We start from the raw sequence: 15,355 nt of genomic DNA on the forward strand, positions 1-15,355 counted from the left end.
CTTGCCGATGACGGGCTTGGCAAGGGCGCGCCGGGCGGGCAGAAAGGGCCAAACGACCGGGGGGCCTCCATGCGCATCGCGACATTCAACATCAACGGCATCAAGGCACGGGCCGAGGCGCTCTGCGCCTGGCTGGACGAGGCCGCGCCCGACGTCGCGCTGTTGCAGGAGATCAAGTCGGTCGACGAGAATTTCCCGCGCGAACTGTTCGAGGATCGCGGCTACAATGTCGAAACGCATGGCCAGAAAAGTTTCAACGGCGTGGCGATCCTGTCGAAACTGCCGCTTGAGGATGTGTCGCGCGGGCTGCCCGGCGATGACGAGGACGAACAGGCCCGCTGGATCGAGGCGACGGTAACCGGTGACAACCACTCGGTGCGGATCTGCGGCCTTTACCTGCCCAACGGCAACCCGGTGCCGGGGCCGAAATACGACTACAAGCTGGCCTGGATGGAGCGGATGCGCCGCCACGCCGCCGGACTGCTGGAAACCGAGATGCCGGTGGTGATGGCGGGCGATTACAACATCATCCCGCAGGACGAAGACGCCGCCAAGCCCGAGGCCTGGACCGAGGATGCGCTGGCCTTGCCGCAAAGCCGCGACGCGTTCCGCCGGATCCTGAACCTCGGCTACACCGAGGCGATCCGCGCGCGCACCGCCGCGCCGGGGCTTTTCTCCTTCTGGGATTACCAGGCAGGCGCGTGGCAGCGGAACAACGGCATCCGCATCGACCACCTGCTGCTCAGCCCGCAGGCGGCCGACCTGATGACGGAAGCCGGCATCGACAAGGACGTGCGCGGGCGCGACAAGCCCTCGGATCACGTGCCGGTCTGGATCGACCTCGCCGCCTAGTCCGGCTTGCCGATCTTCGCGATGGCGAGGGGGGCCAGCACCGACAGGAACAGCCGCCGGTAGATATGGTGCGCGGCGGTAAAGGCCGGGTCCGCGCCCAGCATGATGCTGAGGGCGGCCATCGTCTCCAACCCGCCGGGGGCGAAGGCGATCAGCAGGTCGGTCAACGGCAAATCCGTCACCGCCCGCACGAACAGCGCCGCGCCCAGGGTCACGGCAACGGCCAGGCCCGTCAGCACGCCCGAGGCCGCCGCCGCGCGCGCGATCAGGGCGAAGGTCACGCCGTTGAACCGCGTGCCGATCAGGCTGCCCATGATGGTGAAGGTCGGGATCGCGACCCAGGCGGGCGGCGCGCCCGTGACCCAGCCCGCCCCGTGGGCGAGGCCCGAGACCGCCATGCCCGCCATCACCAGCGCGGCGGGCACCTTCAGCCGGAGGAAGACGAGCCCCAGCGCAACGCCCAACACGGCCAGCAGCAGCATGGTGGCGAGGTCCAGCGTCTCGGTGATCGGGGCGGTCATCGACAGGTCCGCATCGCTGGCCAGCGCCACCACGACCGGCACGACCAGCGTCAGCAGCAGCACCCGCAGCGACTGGATCACCGTCACCACCCGCACATCCGAGCGGATCGAGGCCGAAAGCGCGATCACGAAACTCAGGTGCCCGGGCATCGCGGTCAGCCGCGCCGTGGCCGCGTCGAAGCCGAACATCCGCTGCACCAGCGCGCCCCCGCCGAAGACGATCAGCACAAGGCCAAGGGTCAAGGTGACCAGCGGCACCGGCCATTGCGGCAGGGAGGCGACCACTTCGGGCGTGATCCCCGCACCAAGGCTCAGGCCGATCATCACGAAACAGGTATTGCGCAGCCAGTCGGGGATATGCGTCTCGACGCCCCAGAGAGACACCGCCGTCACCACGGCGGCCGGCCCCGTCAGGAAGGGCGCGGGCACGCCCGAGGCCCAGCCCAGCACCGCGCCCACCGCCCCGGCGAAAAGCGCGGCGGCCACGGGCCTGACCTGTGACAGAAAAGAACGCGGGTGCATGGCGCCGGTTTATCCCCTCTGCCCCCCGCCTTACAGGGGCATCCCCCGTCCCGGTATCTCTGGTTTCGCGACGCCATCGTCGCATGCCGGCACGGCTGGAGCGCGGCAGGCGGACGCGCGCGGGACCGGGGGCGCACCGTGGGAGGCGATGTTGACCGGATAGCCCATGGGCTGCCGAAGCGCCCGCACGCTCAATTCGCCCCATCGGTAATGCTCTGATTTCACGTATGGAAACGGTCACTCAACCCAGAGGCGCGCGCCGCGCCCCGCGCCCTCCCCGAGGTGGAAAACGACCTGACGTAAGGCAAACTCTTGCCAGATACGGGCGGCTTCGTAACATTAGCGTCACATAACAACGATAACCGCCACGTCGGGCGGCCTTTGCGCTGCCCGTCCACCTGATTGAACCCAACAGGAGGGCCGTGTGCCTCTGACGCGCACGGTCTTTAGGAGAGACATATGACCTTCCGTATCCTTGCCGCGGCGTCCGCGGCCAGCGCCGTCGCCATTTCGGCCGCCCTGCCCGCTTTCGCTCAGGACCGTGCCGAAGTCGAATTTTGGCACGCCATGGGCGGCCAGCTGGGCGAGCGCGTCGACCAGTTCGCCTCCGACTTCAACGCCACGCAGGACAGCTGCACCGTCACCGCCGTCTACCAGGGCAACTATACCGAAACGATGACCTCGGCCATCGCGGCGTTCCGCGCCGGTGAACAGCCCCATATCGTGCAGGTCTTCGAGGTGGGCACCGCCACCATGATGTCGGCGGCCGATAACGGCGCCATCTACCCCGTTCACCAGCTGATGGAAGACGCGGGCATCGAGTTCGACGAAGCCGCCTATCTGCCCGGCGTGATCTCCTACTACTCGGACACCGATGGCAACCTGCTGTCGCTGCCCTTCAACTCGTCCACGCCGGTGATGTGGTACAACGCCACCCTGCTGGAAGAGAACGGCCTCGACGTTCCGACCACCTGGGACGAGGTCTGGGCCGCGGCCCGCGTCCTGCGCGACGCCGGTGTGCCCTCGCCCGTCGGCTTCGGCTGGCAATCCTGGACCCAGATCGAGAACTACTCGGCCTGGCACGACCTGCCCATGGGCACGCAGGAAAACGGCTTTGCCGGTACGGATACCGAGTTCACCTTCAACAACGAAGCGGTCGTGAACCACATCCAGGCCATCGCGGATGCCGGTGAGGAAGGCCTCTTCACCTATGGCGGCCGTCGCGGCGACTCGCGCGGGATGTTCGTGAACGGCGAAACCGCGATGTGGATCAACTCCTCGGCCTATTACGGTGGCTTCGTGAACGACATCACCGAGTTCGAGTTCAGCCAGGCGATGATGCCGCTCGACACCGCGGTTGCCGACGCGCCGCAGAACTCGATCATCGGCGGTGCAACCCTGTGGGTTCTGCAAGGCGGCGAAGAGGCCGAGTACGCCTGCACCGCGCAGTTCCTGTCGTTCCTGTCGACGGCCGAGCAGCAGGCCGACTGGGCCGGGTCGACCGGCTACGTGCCGATCACCACGGCCGCCTATGAACTGATGGGTGAACAGGGCTTCTTCGACGAGAACCCGGGCACCGACGTCGCCATCCAGCAGCTGACGCTGAACCAGCCCACGCCGAACAGCCGTGGCGTGCGTTTCGGCAACTTCGTGCAGATCCGCGACGTGATCAACGAAGAGCTGGAAGCCGTCTGGTCCGGTGACAAGACCGCACAGGAAGCAATGGATGCCGCCGTCGAGCGTGGCAACGAGCTTCTGCGCCGCTTCGAGGCCGCGAACTGATCGCATCACATGACCGGGCCGGGCGAGAAATGTCGCCCGGCCCTTTTCCAGTTCGACGAACCCGGGCACGATCCGACATATGAAACGCGTTGTATTTCGCAGCTGGTGGCTGCCATACCTTCTGGTCGCGCCACAGATCGCGATCACGCTGATCTTTTTCATCTGGCCCGCCTACCAGGCGCTGGAAAGCTCGCTCTATATCGAGGACGCGTTCGGCTTTTCGCGCAACTTCGTCTGGTTCGAGAATTTCGAACAGCTGTTCAGCGATGCCGGCTACCTGCGGTCGTTCAAGACCACGCTGATTTTCGGCCTGTCGGTCACCTTCCTGTCGATGTCGATGGCGCTTGGTCTGGCCGTCGCCGCCAACCGGGTGATCCGCAGCGCCACCGCCTATCGCACCTTCCTGATCTGGCCCTATGCCGTCGCCCCGGCGCTGGCGGGTGTCTTGTGGTTCTTCATGATGAACCCGACGCTCGGCATCGTCGCCTACTGGCTTGAGGCGATGTTCGGCTATGACTGGAACCACTACACCAGCGGCAGCGAGGCGCTGATCATGGTGACCATCGCCGCGGCGTGGAAACAGATCAGCTACAACTTCCTGTTCTTCCTCGCCGGGCTGCAATCCATCCCGAAATCCCTGATCGAGGCGGCGGCCATCGACGCGGCCAGCCCCGCGCGGCGGTTCTGGACCATCGTCTTTCCGCTGCTGTCGCCGACGACCTTCTTCCTGCTGGTCGTGAACCTCGTCTACGCGTTCTTCGACACGTTCGCGATCATCCACGCGACCACCTCGGGCGGGCCTGCGGACGCGACCTCGATCCTCGTCTACCGCGTCTACAACACCGGTTTCGTCGGGCAGGATTACGGGTCGAGCGCGGCGCAATCGGTCGTTCTCATGGCGCTGGTCATCGGGATGACGGTGATCCAGTTCCGCTTCGTCGAACGGAGGGTGAATTACTGATGGTCGAAAATCGCCCCCTCCTGAACATCCTCACGCATCTGGTGCTGATCGCCGGGATCGTCTTCCTGTGCTTCCCGGTCTGGATGGCCCTCGTGGCCTCAACCCACCCGGGCGAGGCGCTGGTCCGCAGTCCGATCCCGATGTGGTTCGGCGACCAGGGCTTCGAGAATTACCGCCAGCTTCTGACCGGGGGCGTGCCCGCCACGGGCGGCGTCCCGGTGGCGCAGATGATGTGGAATTCGCTGATCATGGCGCTGGGCATCACCATCGGGAAGATCGCGATCAGCCTCTTGTCCGCCTACGCGATCGTCTATTTCCGCTTCCCCTTCCGCATGGTGTTCTTCTGGCTGATCTTCATCACCCTGATGCTGCCGGTCGAGGTGCGGATCCTGCCCACCTATGACGTCGTCGCGTCGCTGGGGATGCTCAACAGCCATACCGGCCTGATCCTGCCGCTGATCGCCTCGGCCACCGCGACCTTCCTGTTCCGGCAGTTCTTTTTGACCGTGCCGGACGAGCTGGTCGAAGCCGCGCGCATCGACCGCGCCGGGCCGCTGCGGTTCTTCTGGGATATCCTGCTGCCGCTGTCGCGCACGAATATCGCGGCGCTGTTCATCATCCTGTTCATCTACGGCTGGAACCAGTATCTCTGGCCGTTCCTCATCACCACCGACCAGGACCTCTACACCATCGTCATGGGCATTCAGCGCATGGTGAACGTGGGCGAGGGCCTGCCGATCTGGCACCTGACCATGGGCACGGCGATCCTGGCGATGATCCCGCCGGTGATCGTGGTCCTGGCGATGCAGCGGCTCTTCGTGAAGGGCCTTGTGGAAAGCGAGAAGTAAGACATGGCCGAGCTGATCCTGAAAAACGTGGGCAAGACCTATCCGGGCGGGGTGACCGCCGTATCGGGCGCCAATGTCGAGATCGAGGACGGCGAATTCGTCGTGCTGGTCGGTCCCTCGGGCTGCGGCAAGTCCACGATCCTGCGCATGATCGCCGGTCTGGAAGAGATCACCGAGGGCGAGGTGCAGATCGGCGACCGTGTCGTGAACACGCTGGAGCCGGGCGAGCGCGACATCGCCATGGTGTTCCAGAACTACGCGCTCTACCCGCATATGTCGGTGCGCAAGAACATGGAATACGGCCTCAAGAACCAGGGCATGCCGCGCGACCAGATCGCCGAGCGCATCGCCAAGGCGGCCGAGACCTTGCAGATCGCGCAGTATCTCGACCGCAAGCCGCGCGCCCTGTCGGGCGGGCAGCGCCAGCGCGTCGCCATGGGCCGCGCCATCGTGCGCGAACCGGCGGTGTTCCTGTTCGACGAGCCGCTGTCGAACCTCGACGCCAAGTTGCGCACGCAGCTGCGGGCCGAGTTGAAGGACCTGCATATGCGCCTTGGCGCGACCTTCGTCTTCGTCACCCACGACCAGGTCGAGGCGATGAGCCTTGCCGACCGGATCGTCATCATGTCCGAGGGCAGGATCGAGCAGATCGGCACGCCGATGGACCTCTACCGCAACCCGGCCAGCAAATTCGTGGCCGAGTTCATCGGCGCCCCGCCGATGAATGTCTTCGACCTCGGCGCGACGGCGGGCCGGGCATTGGCCGAACTGGCCAATGACACGCCACCGGGCGCCGCGTTGATCGGTATCCGCCCCGAGTCGCTGCGGCTGGCGCATGACGGACCGGAAGGGACCGTGACGCTGGTCGAGGCGCTTGGCGCGGAAAGCCTGATCCACCTGCGCATGGGCGAAGACCGTGTCATCCTGCGCGCGGGCCACGAAGGCACCCATGTTCAGGAAGGGCAGACGGTGCATCTGGGGGGGGATGCCGACGCGGTGACCTTCTTCAATTGCGAAGAGCGGACCATTTCCCCCGTCATGGCCGCCGCGCAGTAGCGCGGCGCAGATTTCCTCGAGGAAATCTGGCCGGAAATCTCGAGATTTCCGCCCGCACCCGGTACGCACGCCGCTTTGAAGCCTGCGTGCGATTGACCCGTGGGCCATGGACCGCCATGTGAATGGCGAGACAGCACGAAAGACGCACCGCATGACCGATGAATCCTGGATCACCCGTTTCGACGGCCTGAGCCGGCTGGAGCCGCGCATCCAGGAGATCCTTCTGTCGCGCTCAACCGTCATCGATGTGAAGGCCGGGACGGTGCTGTTCGGGCCGGGACGTGCGCCGCAAAACCTGCTTCTGCTGCTCGAAGGCACCGTGCGCGTCCAGCAGACCTCGGACACCGGGCGCGAAGTGGTGCTTTACCGCGTCACGGCGGGCGAAAGCTGCGTGCTGACCACCGCCTGTCTGCTGGCTTACGAGGATTACTCGGCCGAGGGCGTGGCCGAGACCGACATCCGCGCCGCCGCCATTCCGCGCCACGTGTTCGACGACCTGATCGCGGCCTCCAAGGAGTTTCGCAACTTCGTCTTCTCGGCCTATTCCAAGCGGATCACCGACCTGTTCCACGTGGTCGAGGAGATCGCCTTTCGCCGCATGGATATCCGCCTTGCGCAAAAGCTGCTGGAACGCGCCGAGGGCGACACGGTCAAGGCCACGCACCAGCAGATGGCGGCCGAGCTGGGCACCGCGCGCGAGGTCATCTCGCGCCAGCTCAGCGAGTTCCAGCGCCGCGACTGGATCGAGCAGTCGCGCGGCACGATCCGCCTGACGGACCGCGCCGGACTGGAAAAGCTCGCCGCAACCCAAGGCTGAGAGACACCTTACCCGATCCCCTGAAACGGTCTTGTGTGACTAGATCACTGAACGGCGCGCGCCGGTTCGGTATGCATTCGGATGCGAACAGGAGAAACTTTCTGCAAGGGCTTGCTTGCAAAGGAAAACATGCAGCCATGACGCAGAATCACCCAGGAAACGAGGCATGATCGAAACAGCATTCACCCCCTTCCAATCGCTTGCTGGCGGCGTCCTGATCGGGCTGGCCGCCACGCTTCTGATGTGGACCCTTGGCCGCGTGATGGGCGCGACCGGCATCCTGGCCGGTTTGCTGGCCCCCGCATCGCTCTATGACTTCGGCTGGCGCGCCGCCCTTCTGGCCGGCATGGCCACCGGCCCCATCGCCTATTTCGCCGTCATGGGCGAAATGCCCCCGATCGAGGTTCCGATCTCGACGCCGATGCTGCTGATCGGCGGGTTCATCGTGGGCGTCGGCGTCACCTTCGGGTCGGGCTGCACCAGCGGCCACGGCGTCTGCGGCATGGCCCGCCTGTCGAAGCGCTCCATCGTGGCAACGCTCAGCTTCATGGTGACGACGGCGGCCACCGTCTACGTCGTCCGCCACGTGTTCGGAGGGTAAGCGCGATGAACGTCCTGCGTATCCTTTCGATCTACCTGATCGGCCTTGTCTTCGGCATCGGCATCGTCATCTCGGGCATGGCAAACCCGGCCAAGGTCCTGAACTTCTTTGACTTCTTCGGCATCTGGGACCCAAGCCTGATCTTCGTGATGGGCGGTGCCGTGACCGTGGCCTTCGTGGGCTACCGCCTTGTCCTGCCGCGCCCGCGCCCCTTGTTCGAGGGCCGCTTCCAACTGCCGACCGCAACCAGGCTCGACGCCAAGCTGATCGGCGGCTCGGCCCTGTTCGGCATCGGCTGGGGCATCGCGGGCTTCTGCCCCGGCGGCGCCCTGCCCGCGCTCGGCACCGGCCGGATAGAGGTCATCCTGTTCACTGCCGCGCTTCTGGCCGGCATCTTCGCGGCCAGGGGCATCCAGGCCCGGCTGCGCACCCGCACCACGCCGACCGCCACCAGCGGCGCGTAAGACATTCCGGTATCTTGGAGGAGACCACCCATGAGCGACTATCCCGTCAACATGAACGTCCACCCCGAGGTCGAGCCGTTCTTCGACCCGGCCACCAACACGATTTCCTATGTCGTGAAGGACCCCAACTCGACCAGCTGCGCCATCGTCGACTCGGTGATGGATATCGACTACGCCGCCGGCCGCATCACCTATGACAACGCCGACGCGATCATCGCCTATGTCAAGGACAAGGGCCTGACCGTCGAGTGGCTGATCGAGACCCATGTCCATGCCGACCACCTGTCGGCCGCGCCCTACATCCAGGAGCAGGTCGGCGGCAAGATCGGCATCGGCAAGAACATCACCGTGGTGCAGGACACGTTCGGCAAGGTTTTCAACGAAGGCACCGAGTTCCAGCGTGACGGCAGCCAGTTCGACGCCCTGTTCGAGGATGGCGACAGCTACGAGATCGGCGGCATGCGCGCCGTCGCGATCTACACGCCCGGCCACACGCCCGCCTGCATGACCCATGTGATGGGCGACGCGGCCTTCGTCGGCGACACGCTGTTCATGCCCGATGGCGGCTCGGCCCGTGCCGACTTCCCCGGCGGCGATGCCGAGACCCTCTACGACTCGATCCAGAAGGTCCTGTCGCTGCCCGACGACATGCGCCTGTTCATGTGCCACGACTACGGCCCGAACGGCCGCGACATCAAGTGGGAGACCACGGTCGCCGAGGAGAAAGAGTTCAACATCCATGTCGGCGGCAGCAAGACGAAAGAGGATTTCGTCAAGTTCCGCACCGAACGGGACGCGCAACTCGACATGCCCAAGCTGATCATCCCCTCGCTGCAGGTGAACATGCGCGCGGGCGAGGTGCCCACCGACAAGGATGGCCGCCCGATGCTGAAAGTGCCGGTCAACGCGCTGTAACCAGCCCAAAGGCCCGCCGCCGAAAGAGAGACCCTTCGACCATCCGAAGGTTGAGGGGGCGGGCCGGTTTTACTTTCCCGGGTGCGAACGACCACCCACCGGGATTTCAGGAGGAGCATACCACATGGACGCCAAGGCCATTTCAGCCAATCTTTCGGTCGCGCCGCAGATCACCGCCGATGACGTAGAGAAAGCCAGGAACCAGGGCTTTCGCGCGATCATCTGCAACCGCCCCGACGGCGAGGGCATGGACCAGCCCAACTTCGAGGAAATCGAAGCCCGCGCCAACGAACTGGGCATGGAAGCCCGCTACCTGCCGATCGACCATGGCAAGGTGACGGAGGCGGACGCCCGGTCGTTCGACGACATGCTGGGCGAATTGCCCGGGCCGGTTCTGGCCTATTGCCGCTCCGGTACGCGGTCGGCCACCCTCTGGTCGCTCAGCCAGGCGCAGCGCCTGTCGGTCGCCGATATCCTCGCCGCGACCAAGGCCGCGGGCTACGACATGGCGGGCGTGGTGCGCCGCATCGTGAACGGCGGCAAGACGCCGACCGACAGCGCGGATGCGGAATACGACGTGGTCATCGTGGGCGCGGGCGCCGCTGGCGTCTCGGTCGCCTCCAGCCTCAAGTCCCGCAAGCCGGGCCAGACCATCGCCATCATCGACCCGGCCGACATCCACTATTACCAGCCGGGCTGGACCATGGTGGGCGGCGGCATCTTCGAGGCCCCCAAGACCGCCAAGACGATGGGCAGCCTGATCCCGCAGGGCGTGCATTGGATCAAGTCCGCCGTCGCGGCCTTTGAACCCGACAAGGACGTGGTCGTCCTCGATGGCTGTCGCGTGGTGAAATACAAGCGCCTCGTCGTCTGCCCCGGCCTGAAGCTCGACTGGCACAAGATCGACGGTCTCGTGGAGACGCTGGGCAAGAACGGCGTCACCTCGAACTACCGCTACGACCTTGCCCCCTACACCTGGGAGCTGGTCAGCAAGATGCGGCAGGGGCGCGCCATCTTCACCCAGCCGCCGATGCCGATCAAATGCGCCGGCGCGCCGCAGAAGGCGCTGTACCTGTCGGGCGATCACTGGCACCGCACCGGCGTGCTCGACACGATCGACATCCAGTTCATGAATGCCGGTGGCGTGCTGTTCGGGGTCAAGGATTACGTCCCTGCCCTGCAAGCCTACATGAACCGCTACAAGGCCGACCTGAACTTCTTCCACAACCTCACCGCCATCGACGGCGCGGCGAAAAAGGCGTGGTTCGAGGTCAAGGACCCCGATCAGGAGGTGCGCACCGTCGAGACGGAGTTCGACATGATCCATGTCGTCCCGCCGCAGACCGCGCCCGATTTCATCCGCGTCTCGCCCCTGGCCGATGCGGCGGGCTGGGTCGATGTCGATCAGGCCACCCTGCGCCACAAGACCTATGAAAACATCTGGTCGCTTGGCGACGTGATGAACGCCCCCAACGCCAAGACCGCCGCCGCCGCCCGCGTTCAGGCCCCGATCGTGGCCGAGAACGTGGCCGACGATATCGAGGGCAAATCGCCCACGGCGCTGTATAACGGCTATGGCTCCTGCCCGCTGACCGTCGAGAAAGGCAAGATCGTGCTGGCCGAGTTCGGCTATGGTGGCGCGCTGCTGCCGAGCTTCCCGAAATGGGTGATCGACGGCACGAAACCCACCCGCGCGGCGTGGCTTCTGAAAGAGCAGATCCTGCCGCCCTTCTACTGGAAGGCGATGCTGCGCGGGAAAGAATGGATGGTGAAGCCCGAGAAGGTCTCCGCCTCCTGACGCCTCCCCGGGGCACTCATCCCCAAAGCCCCGGGGTGACAGAGGGGCGGCCCGACAGGAAACGCCGGGCCGCCCCCGCCCTATTCGCCGCGCCTGCCCGCGCCCGCCCGCACCGACAAGAATAAAGACGGCCCAGACCCATGATCTCTTCCCTTCGCAAATACGTTCCCGTGCTGGATTGGGGGCGCCGCTATGACCGCGACGCGCTGCAAAACGACCTGATCGCGGCGGTGATCGTCACGATCATGCTGATCCCGCAATCGCTGGCCTACGCGCTTCTGGCGGGCCTGCCGCCCGAGGCCGGTCTTTACGCCTCGATCCTGCCGATCATCCTGTACGCGATTTTCGGCACCTCGCGCGCGCTGGCCGTGGGCCCGGTCGCCGTGGTCTCGCTGATGACCGCCGCCGCCGTGGGCCAAGTCGCCGAGCAGGGCACGGCGGGCTATGCCGTCGCCGCGCTGACACTGGCGCTATTGTCGGGCGGCATCCTGCTGGCCATGGGCGTGTTCCGGCTGGGTTTCCTTGCGAATTTCCTCAGCCACCCGGTGATCGCGGGCTTCATCACCGCCTCGGGCGTCATCATCGCGGCCAGCCAGCTCAAGCACATCCTCGGTGTCGACGCGAGCGGCCATAACCTGTTCGAACTGGTGGTGTCGCTGATCGAGCATCTGCCCGAGACCAATTTCGTCACACTGATCATCGGCGTTGCGGCCACGGCCTTTTTGTTCTGGGTCCGCAAAGGGCTGAAGCCGATGTTGATCTCCAAGGGCGTCAAGCCGCGCCTTGCCGATATCGCGCAGAAGGCCGGGCCGGTGGGTGCGGTCGTGGTCACCACGCTGGCCGTCTGGATCTTCGGCCTGTCCAACTGGGCGGGCGTGTCGATCGTGGGCGAGGTGCCGCAATCCCTGCCGCCCTTCACCATGCCGGACCTGTCGCTCGACCTTGTGTCTGCCTTGTTCATCCCCGCGCTGCTGATCTCGATCATCGGCTTCGTCGAGTCGATCTCGGTCGCGCAGACGCTGGCCGCCAAGAAACGCCAGCGCATCGACCCCGACCAGGAGTTGATCGGCCTGGGCGCGGCCAACGTCGCCGCAGGGTTCTCGGGCGGCTACCCGGTGACCGGTGGGTTCGCGCGCTCGGTCGTGAATTTCGACGCGGGCGCCGAGACGCCCGCCGCCGGCGCCTATACCGCCGTGGGCCTTGCCATCGCCGCGCTTGCGCTGACACCGCTGGTCTTCTTCCTGCCCAAGGCGACGCTGGCAGCCACCATCATCGTCGCGGTGCTCAGCCTCGTCGATTTCTCGATCCTGAAAAAGACCTGGACCTATTCCAAGGCCGATTTCGTGGCCGTGGCCGCGACCATCCTGCTGACGCTTGGCTTCGGCGTGGAAACCGGCGTCTCGGCGGGCGTGATCCTGTCCATCGGCCTGCATCTCTACAAGACCTCCAAGCCGCATGTGGCCGAGGTGGGGCTGGTGCCGGGCACCCAGCATTTCCGCAACATCAACCGCCACGAGGTGCTGACCGACCCCAACCTGGTCACGCTGCGCATCGACGAGTCGCTCTACTTCGCCAATGCCCGCTTCCTCGAAGACCTGATCCAGGACCGCGTGACCGAGGATTGCCCGGTCAAGCATGTCGTCCTGATGTGCTCGGCGGTGAACGAGGTGGACATGTCGGCGCTGGAAAGCCTCGAAGCGATCAACGAACGCCTGCGCTCGATGGATGTGCAACTGCACCTCTCCGAGGTGAAAGGCCCGGTCACCGACCGCCTGAGACGCTCGCATTTCCTCGATGAGCTGACCGGTCGCGTGTTCCTTTCGCAATACGACGCCTGGGCCGCGCTGTCGGGCAAGGGCCCCCGCTCGGATCTCGCCGCCGCGCAGTAGGGGGCGCGTGCTCCTCGAGGAAAACGGCCCGGAAAACTCGAGTTTTCCGCCCCCTCCCCTGCCCGCTTGCCTCGCGAGGGGCGGGCGGGCACTCTCCGCCCTGACACGAGGGAGGAGAAGACCATGCCGCAACCCGATCACGTCTCGATTTACGACCTGCCCGACCCGTCGGAGCTCGACGAGGACATGCAGCGCTATTTCGAGATCTGCGCCGAGAAACTGGGACTGGTGCCCAACGTGCTGCGCACGTTTTCCTTCAACCAGGAAAAGCTGCGCAACTTCGCGGCCTATTACAACACGCTGATGCTGGCGCCCTCGGGGCTGAGCAAGCTGGAGCGCGAGATGGTGGCCGTGGTCGTGTCCTCGGCCAACCGCTGTTTCTACTGCCTCGTCGCTCACGGTCAGGCGGTGCGCGCGCTTTCGGGCGATCCGCATCTGGGCGAGATGCTGGTGATCAACTACCGCGTCGCCGATCTGGACGCGCGCCCGCGCGCCATGCTCGATTTCGCGTGGAAGCTGACGACCGCCCCGTGGGAGGTGGATGAACCCGACCGGCAGGCGCTGCGCGATGCGGGCCTCAGCCAGGCCGATATCTTCGACCTGGCCGACGTGATCGGATTCTTCAACATGTCGAACCGCTTTGCCATCGCGTCCGACATGATGCCGAACGCCGAATATCACGCGATGGATCGCGGCTAGGCCGGGCTTATTGCCCGGCCAGCGCCCGCGCGCCCGCCAGCGTGCCCGGGCCGACCATGGCATCGAGCGCCCCGTCATACAGATCGCGTGCCTGCAGGATGCGCTGAAATTCCAGTGCCGTCTCCCGGTCCCATGGCGGGGTGCGGCCGTTGACGGTGCCGCGCATGGTGACGGGGTCGACCTCGCCGGTTTCCAGGGCGCGCACGTATTCGGCGGCGGCAAGGATCGGGTCGCGCTCGGTCCCGATGCCCTGCTCCAACAGGAAGGCGCGGGCCGCGATGGCCTCGGGCGCGCCGTTCTCGGCGGCGAACCCGACCCAGCCGTAGCGGCGCTGCGGGTCCGGCTCGATACCCGGTGCGCCCCGGTCATAGAGTTGGGCCAGGCGCAGCGCGGCCGAGACATCCCCCTCGCGCGCCAGTTCCGTCAGGATCGGCACGGCGCGGCTGGCATCGGGCAGTTGCGCGGTGGTGCCGGCAGGCACATCATCGCCCGTCAGGTAGATGTCGAGGAGCGCCGTGCGCGCGCGGTGGTAGCCCGCCTCGGTCGCCATCTCCAGAAGGCGCAGCATCTCGTCGCCGTCGCGCGGCACGCCGCGGCCCAGGCGGTGCATCTGCGCCAGGGTCACCATCGCCTCGGTATCGCCCAGGTCAACGGCTTGGCGGTAGTACTCGACGGCCCGGTCCACGTCCTCGTCGATGGGACGGATCCCCAGAAGGTAGTAGTCGCCCAGCCGCGAATAGGCCGCGCCGACGCCGGCCTCGGCAGAGCGTTCATAAAGCCGCACGGCCTGCCGGTGTTCGCCGGTCACCTGCGCGATGGTGGCCAGGTGGAAAAGCGGGCCGCCCTCCTCCGGCAGGGCCTCGGCGGCGGCGATGCAGTCGCGCTGCGCGGCGGCCAAGCCCTGGAAGATCTCGCGCTGTGCGGCCTCGGTCTCGGCGATCTCGGCGGAGGGCTCCCCGGCGGTGTCCATGCAGGCATCCAGCAGAGCCTGTGCCGCCGCCGCTTCTTCCGCCGCGATGCGGGCGGCTTCTTCCTCGGCGGCGATCCGGGCGGCTTCCTCCTCGGCGGCAATGCGCGCGACCTCCTCCTCGGCAGCGATCCGAGCCGCCTCCTCTTCGGCGGCAATCCGGGCGGCTTCTTCCTCGGCTGCAATCCGGGCGGCTTCTTCGGCAGCGGTTTGCGCCTCGGCCTCTTCCGACGCGGCGGCTTCGTCCGAGGCCGTTTCGCCCAAGGTCATCACCACCGGCTCTCCCGTCATCGCCTCGACCACGGCGGCTGCGGCCGCCTCGGCGCCCGGCAAATCCGGGGCTGCTTCGGCCTCGGCGGTGTCGTCTGCCTCCGGGGCCGCCATCTCTTCGGCCATCTCGGCCCCGTCGACCGGGTAATAGGGCATTTCGCCTGTCATCGCCTCTTCCACTGTGGTGGCGGCGCGCGCCAGTCCCTCCTCGGTCTGGCCGAGGGCGGGGGCGGCGGCGGCAAGCGCCAGCGCAGAGACGAGCAGGAACGGTCGGGTGGCGGGGGGCAACGTCACGGCAAATGTCCTCGAAAACTCAAATGGGTCGGCGGCGACGATAGCCGCGCCACCCCAGCCTGTCGATAGCCGTAGGAAAAGCCTATGCGCCAGAAAGCA

At 66.1% G+C, this 15,355-nt stretch carries 14 protein-coding genes; 12 read left to right on the forward strand and 2 right to left on the reverse strand.

Translation table 11 applies throughout. From position 1 onward, the window contains the following. Positions 1–69 precede the first annotated feature (69 nt). Entirely contained in the window at positions 70–852 is a 783-nt protein-coding gene (gene xth, locus ABD923_RS16095; protein ID WP_259552239.1) for an exodeoxyribonuclease III, read from the forward strand. On the opposite strand, the gene ABD923_RS16100 is transcribed toward xth, so the two are convergent. Beyond that, positions 849–1,859, reverse strand: a complete 1,011-nt coding sequence (locus ABD923_RS16100; protein WP_345229529.1) for an AbrB family transcriptional regulator — start codon at positions 1,857–1,859, stop codon at positions 849–851. The two genes, xth and ABD923_RS16100, sit on opposite strands and share 4 nt — an antisense overlap. A gap of 495 nt (positions 1,860–2,354) precedes the next feature. Here ABD923_RS16100 and ugpB point away from each other — a divergent pair, with 495 nt between their 5' ends. The 11 genes from ugpB to ABD923_RS16155 all read left to right on the forward strand — a co-directional run bounded on the left by ugpB (position 2,355) and on the right by ABD923_RS16155 (position 13,725). Continuing rightward, positions 2,355–3,677, forward strand: a complete 1,323-nt coding sequence (ugpB, locus tag ABD923_RS16105; RefSeq protein ID WP_259552235.1) for a sn-glycerol-3-phosphate ABC transporter substrate-binding protein UgpB — start codon at positions 2,355–2,357, stop codon at positions 3,675–3,677. 79 nt (positions 3,678–3,756) lie between these two features. After that, positions 3,757–4,638 (forward strand): sn-glycerol-3-phosphate ABC transporter permease UgpA, encoded by an 882-nt coding sequence (gene ugpA, locus ABD923_RS16110; protein WP_259552234.1) that lies wholly within the window; start codon positions 3,757–3,759, stop codon positions 4,636–4,638. After that, on the forward strand, positions 4,638–5,486 hold the full coding sequence (ugpE, locus tag ABD923_RS16115) for a sn-glycerol-3-phosphate ABC transporter permease UgpE (RefSeq protein WP_259552232.1): 849 nt from the start codon (positions 4,638–4,640) through the stop codon (positions 5,484–5,486). The genes ugpA and ugpE overlap by 1 nt, the downstream gene beginning before the upstream one ends. A 3-nt stretch (positions 5,487–5,489) precedes the next feature. Then, on the forward strand, positions 5,490–6,542 hold the full coding sequence (locus ABD923_RS16120) for an ABC transporter ATP-binding protein (protein WP_259552230.1): 1,053 nt from the start codon (positions 5,490–5,492) through the stop codon (positions 6,540–6,542). Between the two features lie 151 nt (positions 6,543–6,693). Next, the gene (locus ABD923_RS16125) at positions 6,694–7,359 is read left to right on the forward strand and encodes a Crp/Fnr family transcriptional regulator (RefSeq protein WP_259552227.1); all 666 of its coding nucleotides are present in this window, start codon (positions 6,694–6,696) and stop codon (positions 7,357–7,359) included. Between the two features lie 115 nt (positions 7,360–7,474). Further along, on the forward strand, positions 7,475–7,960 hold the full coding sequence (locus tag ABD923_RS16130; protein ID WP_259552226.1) for a YeeE/YedE family protein: 486 nt from the start codon (positions 7,475–7,477) through the stop codon (positions 7,958–7,960). Positions 7,961–7,974: 14 nt separating this feature from the next. Beyond that, entirely contained in the window at positions 7,975–8,424 is a 450-nt protein-coding gene (locus tag ABD923_RS16135; protein WP_259553082.1) for a DUF6691 family protein, read from the forward strand. A 30-nt stretch (positions 8,425–8,454) separates the two neighbouring features. Continuing rightward, positions 8,455–9,339: an MBL fold metallo-hydrolase gene (locus ABD923_RS16140; RefSeq protein WP_259552225.1), complete on the forward strand. Its 885-nt coding sequence runs from the start codon at positions 8,455–8,457 to the stop codon at positions 9,337–9,339. 124 nt (positions 9,340–9,463) lie between these two features. Further along, positions 9,464–11,137, forward strand: coding sequence for a bifunctional protein tyrosine phosphatase family protein/NAD(P)/FAD-dependent oxidoreductase (locus ABD923_RS16145; protein WP_259552223.1), 1,674 nt, complete (start codon positions 9,464–9,466; stop codon positions 11,135–11,137). A gap of 140 nt (positions 11,138–11,277) precedes the next feature. Then, complete coding sequence (locus ABD923_RS16150) at positions 11,278–13,026, forward strand: SulP family inorganic anion transporter (protein ID WP_259552221.1); 1,749 nt, start codon at positions 11,278–11,280, stop codon at positions 13,024–13,026. Positions 13,027–13,149: 123 nt separating this feature from the next. Then, a complete protein-coding gene (locus ABD923_RS16155) occupies positions 13,150–13,725 on the forward strand; it encodes a peroxidase-related enzyme (RefSeq protein ID WP_259552218.1) in 576 nt (191 codons plus the stop codon). A 7-nt stretch (positions 13,726–13,732) separates the two neighbouring features. Here the strand turns inward: ABD923_RS16155 and ABD923_RS16160 are convergent, their stop codons facing one another. Further along, positions 13,733–15,256, reverse strand: coding sequence for a tetratricopeptide repeat protein (locus tag ABD923_RS16160; RefSeq protein WP_259552216.1), 1,524 nt, complete (start codon positions 15,254–15,256; stop codon positions 13,733–13,735). Positions 15,257–15,355 lie beyond the last annotated feature (99 nt).

It is taken from the genome of [Roseibacterium] beibuensis, assembly GCF_039542305.1.
In the GTDB taxonomy this organism is placed as follows: Bacteria; Pseudomonadota; Alphaproteobacteria; order Rhodobacterales; family Rhodobacteraceae; genus Roseibacterium; species Roseibacterium beibuensis.

What these genes read in the sequence shown, in the direction of transcription:
- ABD923_RS16140 (WP_259552225.1), top strand. Translation starts at nt 8,455, where the DNA reads ATGAGCGACTATCCCGTCAACATGAACGTCCACCCCGAGGTCGAGCCG.
- xth (WP_259552239.1), top strand. Translation starts at nt 70, where the DNA reads ATGCGCATCGCGACATTCAACATCAACGGCATCAAGGCACGGGCCGAG.
- ugpB (WP_259552235.1), top strand. Translation starts at nt 2,355, where the DNA reads ATGACCTTCCGTATCCTTGCCGCGGCGTCCGCGGCCAGCGCCGTCGCC.
- ABD923_RS16125 (WP_259552227.1), top strand. Translation starts at nt 6,694, where the DNA reads ATGACCGATGAATCCTGGATCACCCGTTTCGACGGCCTGAGCCGGCTG.
- ABD923_RS16120 (WP_259552230.1), top strand. Translation starts at nt 5,490, where the DNA reads ATGGCCGAGCTGATCCTGAAAAACGTGGGCAAGACCTATCCGGGCGGG.
- ABD923_RS16150 (WP_259552221.1), top strand. Translation starts at nt 11,278, where the DNA reads ATGATCTCTTCCCTTCGCAAATACGTTCCCGTGCTGGATTGGGGGCGC.
- ugpA (WP_259552234.1), top strand. Translation starts at nt 3,757, where the DNA reads ATGAAACGCGTTGTATTTCGCAGCTGGTGGCTGCCATACCTTCTGGTC.
- ABD923_RS16145 (WP_259552223.1), top strand. Translation starts at nt 9,464, where the DNA reads ATGGACGCCAAGGCCATTTCAGCCAATCTTTCGGTCGCGCCGCAGATC.
- ABD923_RS16155 (WP_259552218.1), top strand. Translation starts at nt 13,150, where the DNA reads ATGCCGCAACCCGATCACGTCTCGATTTACGACCTGCCCGACCCGTCG.
- ugpE (WP_259552232.1), top strand. Translation starts at nt 4,638, where the DNA reads ATGGTCGAAAATCGCCCCCTCCTGAACATCCTCACGCATCTGGTGCTG.